We start from the raw sequence: 8,103 nt of genomic DNA, 5'->3' as shown, positions 1-8,103 counted from the left end.
TGGTCCGTCCTCATTTCGTGCGGGCAAACACTGCTTCTACGAGAGGTCGAGCAACTCGTCGTCGATGATGCTCAGGAGGTCCTCGACGGAGACGTTGCGGATGTCTTCGTCCGAAGTGGACACAGGTTTCTTCAGGCGCCCGAGCAGCTTCTCCAGGCGATCACGGATCACGTCGTGCTCCTCCGAGGACGCCGACGCCACCAAGGCCTCGAACCGGGTCAGCTCGGCCAGTGCGGAGCCGTCGGAAGCCGAGGACAGGCCGGTCAGCAGGTGCTCGGCGACCAGGCGCGGCGTCGGGTAGTCGAACACCAGCGCGGACGGCACGGGCAGACCCGTCGCGGACTTCAGGCGGTCGCGCATCTCCACGGCGGTCAGCGAGTCGAAACCCTGGTCCCGGAACGCTTTCTCGGCGTGGATGGACTCGACACCCGAGTAACCGAGAACCGCGGCCGCCTCGGAGCGCACCAGGTCCAGCAGCACCCGCGAGCGGTCTGCCTCGGACAGACCCGCGAGCTTCTCCTGCAACGCCACCTCGGCGCCGGCCACGTCGGCATCGGGCACCAGGGCAGCGACGACCTCGGGAATCGACGAGAACAGCGGCGACGGACGGGACGCGGTGAAGCCGGGCGCGAACCGGGCCCAGTCGGTGTTCGTGACGGTCAGCACGGTCTCGCCGTCCGACACGGCCTGCACCAGCGCGGTCAGCGCCAGCTCGGGATCCATCGGCAGCACGCCGTGGCGGCGCAGCTGGTCGTAGGCGTGCGGGTCGGTCGCCATGCCGGCCTCGGCCCACGCACCCCACTGCACGGACGTCGCCACGAGGCCCTGACCGCGGCGGAACTGCGCCAGGCCGTCCAGGTAGGCGTTCGCGGTCGAGTACGCGGGCTGGCCACCGCTGCCCCACGCCGCCGCACCGGACGAGAACAGCACGAACGCGTCGAGGTCCCCGGTCAGCTCGTGCAGGTTCCGCGCCGCGACCATCTTGGCGCGCAGCAACGAACCGAGCTGGTCGGCCGTCAGCGACGACAGCGGGGCGTCGCCGGAGTCGACGCCGGCACAGTGCACAACAGCGGTCAGATCGGGAAGATCACTCAACAACGACGCAAGAGCAGCACGATCGGCGACGTCGCAAGCCTCGACGGAGACCTCGGCGCCGAAGCCCTCCAGTTGGGCCACCAGGTGCTCGATCCCCGGGGTGAGCGAACCACGGCGCGAGGTCAGCACGATGCGCGAGGCGCCTCGCGCGGCAATGGATCGGGCCACGAACCCGCCCAGCGCGCCGGTACCACCGGTGATCAGGACCGTGCCGGACGGCTTCCAGTCCTCGCCGTGCTCACCGCGCGGCGCGGGCACCAGGCGACGGGCGAACACACCGTTGCCGCGCACCGCGATCTGGTCCTCACCCAGAGAGTTCCTCAGCGCCGCCTGCAGACCCTGCGCGATCTGGTTGTCCACGCTGCCCGGAAGGTCGATCAGGCCACCCCACCGGCGCGGCATCTCCAGCGCGGCGACCCGGCCCAGACCCCACAGCGCGGCCTGCACCGGTGACGTCACGATGTCCCCGTGCCCGGTCGACACGGCACCGCGCGTCACCGTCCACAACGGAGCCTCGACGCCTTCCAGAGCCTTCAGCAGCTCCAGCGTCCCGGACAACGGGAACGGCACGTCACCCGAGTCGTCCGCGACACCGAGCAACGACACGACACCCGTGAACTCACGACCTGTCAGCCCGGAGACGTTGTCCAGCGAGACGGCGACACCGCCGAGGATCTCCACGATGTCCCGCGTCCAGGTGTCCTGCTCCCCCGGTGGCACGACGACCAGCCACGACCCGGAGAAGGCACCGGTCAGCGAGAGCCGGTTCCACGACTCCCGGAACCGCCACGAATCCACCACGGACTGCGCGCGCTGCCGGGTTCGCCACGAGGACAACGCCGGCACGACGGCCGCCGCGACCTCGGGATCGAGCTCCAGCACGGAGGCCAGCTCGTCGTTCTCCACCAGCTGCCAGAACGCCGCGTCGAGCGGATCGGCCCTGCCGACCGCGACCTCGGGCTCCGGCCAGAAACGGGCGCGCTGGAACGCGTAGGTCGGCAGGTCGACGCGAACGGCGCCGGTGCCCTCGAACAACACGGTCCAGTCGACCGGCACACCCACGACGTTCAGGCGCGCCAACGCCGACACCGCGGACGCCTCCTCGGGCCGTTCGCGGCGCAGCACCGGCACCACAGCGGTGTCCAGCGGCACCGCGCCGTTCTCCGTCATCTCCGCGACCAGTGCCGACAGCACGCCATCAGGCCCGAGCTCCAGGAACGCCGACACACCCTGACGTCCCAGCGCCCGCACGCCGTCGGCGAACCGCACGGCCTCCCGCACGTGCCGAACCCAGTACTCCGGCGACGTCAGCTGTTCGCGCACGGCGAGCTGCCCGGTCACGTTCGACACGACCGGGATCTGCGGCTCGGAGAACGACAGTCCCTCGACGACCGCGCGGAAGTCGTCCAGCATCGGGTTCATCAAGGGCGAGTGAAACGCATGGCTGACCGGGAGACGCTTAGTCTTGCGATCGGCGAACCGGGCCACGATCGCCTCGACGCCGTCCTCGGTGCCCGCGACGACGACGGACCGCGGCCCGTTCACCGCCGCGATCGACACCTCGGAACCCAGCAGCGGCAGCACTTCCTCCTCGGTGGCCTGCACCGCGACCATCGCCCCGCCCGGAGGCAGCGCCTGCATCAGCCGTGACCGCGCGTCGACCAGCCGGCAGGCGTCCTCCAGCGAGAACACCCCGGCCACGTGCGCGGCGGCGATCTCGCCGATCGAGTGCCCGCCCACGAAGTCCGGCCGCACACCGAACGACTGGACCAGCCGGAACAGAGCCACCTCGATCGCGAACAACGACGGCTGCGTGTAGCGGGTCTCGTTCAGCACGTCGGCGTCATGACCCCACATCACCTCGCGCAACGAACCGTCCAGGTGTTCCAGCACCGCGTCGAAGGCCGAGGCGAACACGGGGAACCGCTCGTACAGCTCACGTCCCATGCCGAGCCGCTGCGAGCCCTGACCGGAGAACAACACGGCCAGTGGCCGCTCCGAGGCGACACCGCGCGCGATCTCCGTGCCGTCCACGACGACCGCGCGGTGCTCCAACTGCGTCCGCGTCGACACCAGCGACGCGGCGACGTCCAGGACGGGCGCCTGCACCGCCCGGAACCTCTCCAGCTGCGCGTCCAGCGCGACGGAGGTCTTGGCGGACACCACCCACGGCACCACCGAGAGCACCGACGACGGCTCCTCTGGAGTCACCTCGACCTCGGGTGCCTCCTCCAGGATCACGTGCGCGTTCGTGCCGGAGACACCGAACCCCGACACGGCGGCACGGCGTTCCCGCGTCACCGAAGGCCACGGCTGGTCCGAGGTCAGCAGCTCGACGCGGCCACTTCCCCACTCCACGTGGGTCGACGGCGCCGTCACGTGCAAGGTGCGCGGCAACGTGCCGTGCCGCAACGCCATCACCATCTTGATCACGCCAGCGACACCCGCGGCAGCCTGCGTGTGGCCGATGTTCGACTTCACCGAACCGAGCCACAGCGGCAGGTCGCGGTCCTGCCCGTAGGTCGCGAGCAACGCCTGCGCCTCGATCGGGTCACCCAGCGTCGTGCCGGTGCCGTGCGCCTCGACCACGTCCACGTCCGAAGTGGACAATCCGGCGGACGCAAGCGCTTGCCGGATCACACGCTGCTGCGAAGGACCGTTCGGCGCGGTCAGGCCGTTCGACGCGCCGTCCTGGTTGATCGCCGAACCACGCAACACGGCGAGAACCGTGTGACCGTGCCTGCGGGCGTCCGACAGCCGTTCCAGCACCACAAGACCGGCGCCTTCCGACCAGCCGGTGCCGTCGGCGGAGTCCGAGAACGCCTTGCAGCGGCCGTCCGCCGACAGCCCGCCCTGGCGGGAGAACTCCACGAACGTCTGCGGTGTCGACATGATCGTCACACCGCCGGCCAGCGCGATCGACGACTCGCCGGAGCGCAGCGACTGCGCGGCCCAGTGCAGGGCGACCAGAGAAGAGGAACAGGCGGTGTCGACGGTGACGGCCGGACCCTGCAGTCCCAGGGTGTAGGCGACGCGGCCGGACACGACACTGCCCGCCGTGCCTGTCGTCCAGTACCCCTCGGTCCCGGCGGGCGCGTCCAGCAGCCCGGCGCCGTAGTCGTGGTACATCACGCCCGCGAACACGCCGCCGTTGGTGCCGCGCAATGTCGAGGGGTCGATGCCCGCGCGTTCCAGGGCCTCCCAGGAGACCTCCAGCAACAGCCGCTGCTGCGGGTCCATCGCCAGCGCCTCCCGCGGCGAGATCCCGAAGAACTCGGCGTCGAAGTCGGCCGCGTCGTGCAGGAAACCCCCGCTTCGCGTGTGCGAGGCGCCGTCGAACAGCTTCTCCAGGTCCCAGTTGCGGTCGGCGGGGAACGGCGACACGACGTCGGCGCCCGACATCACCAGCCGCCACAGGTCCTCCGGCGACGCCACCCCGCCGGGATAGCGGCAGGCCATGCCCACGATCGCGATCGGCTCGTCCGGCGCGGACCGCACCATCTCCAGCGGCACGACGGAAGCGCGTTCACCGAGCAGCTCCGCCCGCAGGTGCCGGGCCAGCACCACCGGCGTCGGGTAGTCGAACGCGACCGGCGCGGACAGGTGCAGTCCGGTCGCGGCAGTCAGTCTGTTGCGCAGGTCGACCGCGGTCACCGAGGTCAGGCCGAGCTCGCGGAACGTCTTCTTCGACTCGGCGCGCTCGGCACCGGTCAGGCCGAGCACGCCCGCGACCTCCGTGCGCACCAGGTTGAGCAGGAAGATGTCCTGCTCCTCCGGCGACATGGCCACGAGGCGCTGGCGTAAGGCGGAGAGGTCGCGCTCGTCCGGGGTGGCGAGCCGCGCGGAGACGTCGATCAGGCCGCGCAGCAACGCCGGGACCTCGGTCGACGACGTCTGCTCCCGCAGCGCCGCGCTGTTGATCCGCATGATCACGGCCTGCGCGAGGCCGGCCGAGGTCGCGACGTCGAACATCGCGGCGAACTCGTGCGTCGACAGCTCACCCACGCGTGACGCCGTGGTCGGCGCGTCCGTCGACCCGACCGCGAGGAAGGTCGCCGCCAGCTCGCGTTTGCGCCGGTAGCGGGCCAGGGCGTCCAGGAACGAGTTCGCCGCCGCCTGCTCGCCGGAACCGGCCAGACCCAGCGCGCCGGCGACCGTGCAGAGCATGACGAACGCCGTGACGTCGCCGCTCTTCGTGAGCTGGTGCAGGTTCACCGCACCGTCCACAACGGACCGGAACACGTCGGAGCGCGGCACGTTCGCCATCGGCTTCGCGGGATGCTCTCCCTCGCCGTGGATGACCGCGGTGATCGGCCGCTTGAGCTTGCCCAGCACCTCGGCCAGCGCCGCGCGGTCCGCCACGTCGCACGCCGCGACCGCGACCTTCGCGCCCAGCTCGGACAGTTCCGACTCCAGCTGCGCGGTCGCCTCGTCGGTGCGGCCGCGCGGGCTGATCAGCAGCAGGTGGCGAGCGCCGTACGCGGCAACGAGGTGCCGGGTCAGCGCGGCGCCCATGGTCCCGTCCGCACCCGTCACGACAACGGTGCGCTTCGGGTCGATGCGCAGCACCTCGTCGCTGTCGACCGATGCCGAGACGCGCTTGAGCCGTGGCATCAACGCGATGCCCGACCGGATCGCGAGCTGCGGTTCACCGGCGGCCACCGCGAGCGGCAGCACGCTGGTGGACGGCGCCTGGTCGTCGATGTCGATCAGCGTGAACCGGTTCGGGAACTCGACCTGCAACGACCGCAGCAGCCCCCACACCGGCGCGTGCACGAGGTCGCGCACGTCCTCGACACCGGCCGCGACCGCGCCGCGCGTCAGCACGACCAGGCGGGAGTGCGCGAACCAGTCGTCGTTCACCCAGGTCCGCAGCACGCCGCCGACCTTGCGCAACGCGTCCTGCGCGGCCGTCGTGAGCTTGCCGCCGGTGTCCATGTCGTCCGGGCAGCACAGCACCGCGACGTCCGGCGCGGGCTCTCCGTCCACAACGGACACGTGCAGTGCCGCCGCGTCGGGATAGGTGGCGACGTGCACGCCCGCCGACGCCAGCGACACGGTCAGGCCGAACATGTCCGGGCCGACGACGGCCCAGCGCTTGGCCAGTTCAAGAGAGGTGGTGCGCACGGACGGCATCGGCGCCCAGTCCATGCGCAGCAACGACTCGTGCTGCCCGCCGCTCGCCGCCCTCAGCCGGGCGGGGCGGTCGAGCAGCACGTGCCGCGTGATCTTGCCCGACGTCGTGCGCGGGATGTGGTCGATCTCGTACAGCTCTTCCGGCACCTTGAAGTTCGACAGCTGCTCGCGGCAGGCGTCGTACAGTCGCACCGGGTCGAGGCCCTGCTTGCCGGGCACGACGAACGCGATCGGCACCTCGCCGAGGATGTCGTGCGGCTTGCCGACCACCGCGGCGTCGGCGACACCGGGGACCTTGAGCAGCACCTCCTCCACCTCGCCGGGGTGGATGTTCTCGCCGCCGCGGATGATGAGCTCCTTGACGCGGCCGGTGATCGTGACGTAGCCGTAGAGGTCGCGCCTGGCCAGGTCGCCAGTGCGGTACCAGCCGTTCGGCATCGCCTGCGCCGTCGCCTCCGGCTGGTTGTGGTAGCCCGCCATGAGGCTCGGGCCGCGCACCCACACCTCGCCCTCGGCCTCCACGTCGACGTCGACACAGGTGTCCGGGTCGACCAGCCGCACCGCGAGGCCCGGCACCGGCAGGCCGACCGAACCGGGAACCCTGGTGCCCTGCGCCCAGTTCACCGCGATCAGGCCGCACGTCTCGGTGCTGCCGTAGCCGTCGAGCAGTGCGACGCCGAACAGGGCCTCGAACTCGACTCGCAACGCCGGCGGGCACGCCGCACCCGCGGTCAGGCAGCGCTTCAGCGTGCTCGACGAGACCTTGCGAGTGCGCGCGACGTCGACAAGATGGTGGTACATGGCGGGAACACCGCACATGAAGGTGTAGTCGTCGCTTTCCAGCGCGTTCAGCACCTCGTCGGCGGCGAACCCGTCGAGGATGCGCGCCGAAGCGCCGACCGCGGTGATGCCGACGACGCAGAGCACGTGCGCGAGAGAGTGGTGCAGCGGCAACGGCCACAGCACCTTGTCTTCCTGGTTCAGGCCGATGACCGGGGCGTAGCAGGCGGCGACTGACCACAGGCAGCTGCGCTGGGTCGACAGCACGCCTTTCGGCTTGCCGGTGGTGCCGGAGGTGTAGAGCATGAACGCCACGTCGTCGAGGCCCTGGTCGTCGCGCGCCGGCACGGCAGGGTCCCGCGAGGTCAGTTCCTGATACGACACAACGGAACCGCCGCGCGGCAGCTGTTCGTCGCCGCTGACGATCACCTGGAGATAAGGACGGCCCGGCAGGAGCTTGCGGACCTGGTCGACGTGCGCGACGTCTGTAATAACGACACGGGCGCCGCTGTCGTCCAGCACGTAGGCGAGCTCGGCGTCGGCGGAGTGCGGGTTGAACGGCACCGCGACCGCGTTCGCGCGCGTGACACCCAGGTAGCTCTCGATGATGTCGACGCTGTTGCCCAGGAAGATCAGCGCCCGGTCGCCCGGCTGCAGCCGCAGGCCGGCGAGATGCCCGCCGAGCCGCCGGGTGCGCAGCTCCAGCTCCGCGTACGTGACCGCGCGGCGCGAGTCCGCGAACGCGACCTTCTCCGGCACGTTCGCGGCGTGGTAGCGCAGCAGTTCGGACAACGGCCGGATCAGTTCGGTTCGAAACATCCCGACGTCGCTCCCTATTTACTGGCTTGCTGGAGACGTGGCCTGCACCTCGAGCGATGCTAGCCTCGGCCTCATCGGGCGGGTAAGTAGGAAATCCCCTAGCACCCCCCTAGGACCCCCCTATCATCCGTCCGAAAGTGCTTTCTCCTGGCGCAGGAGTTTTGCGGAGCCCGCCCGGTGGCTAATCTTTGATCACCGGCCCGGAAGAGAAGCCCGAAACAATGATTCGGCTCTACTCCGCAAAATGTTTTCCAACTCCTCGGAGGGGCATTC

General features: G+C 70.3%; 1 protein-coding gene. It reads right to left on the bottom strand.

Going from position 1 to position 8,103, the window contains the following annotated elements:
* Positions 1-36: 36 nt before the first annotated feature.
* On the bottom strand, positions 37-7,830 hold the full coding sequence (locus ACSHWB_RS27725) for a type I polyketide synthase (RefSeq protein ID WP_439656217.1): 7,794 nt from the start codon (positions 7,828-7,830) through the stop codon (positions 37-39).
* Positions 7,831-8,103 lie beyond the last annotated feature (273 nt).

Origin of the sequence: Lentzea sp. HUAS TT2 (assembly GCF_051853195.1) — a bacterium.
In the GTDB taxonomy this organism is placed as follows: domain Bacteria; phylum Actinomycetota; class Actinomycetes; order Mycobacteriales; family Pseudonocardiaceae; genus Lentzea.
Note: the sequence above shows the minus strand (reverse complement) of the source record. Positions and strands in the feature narration are given on the sequence as shown.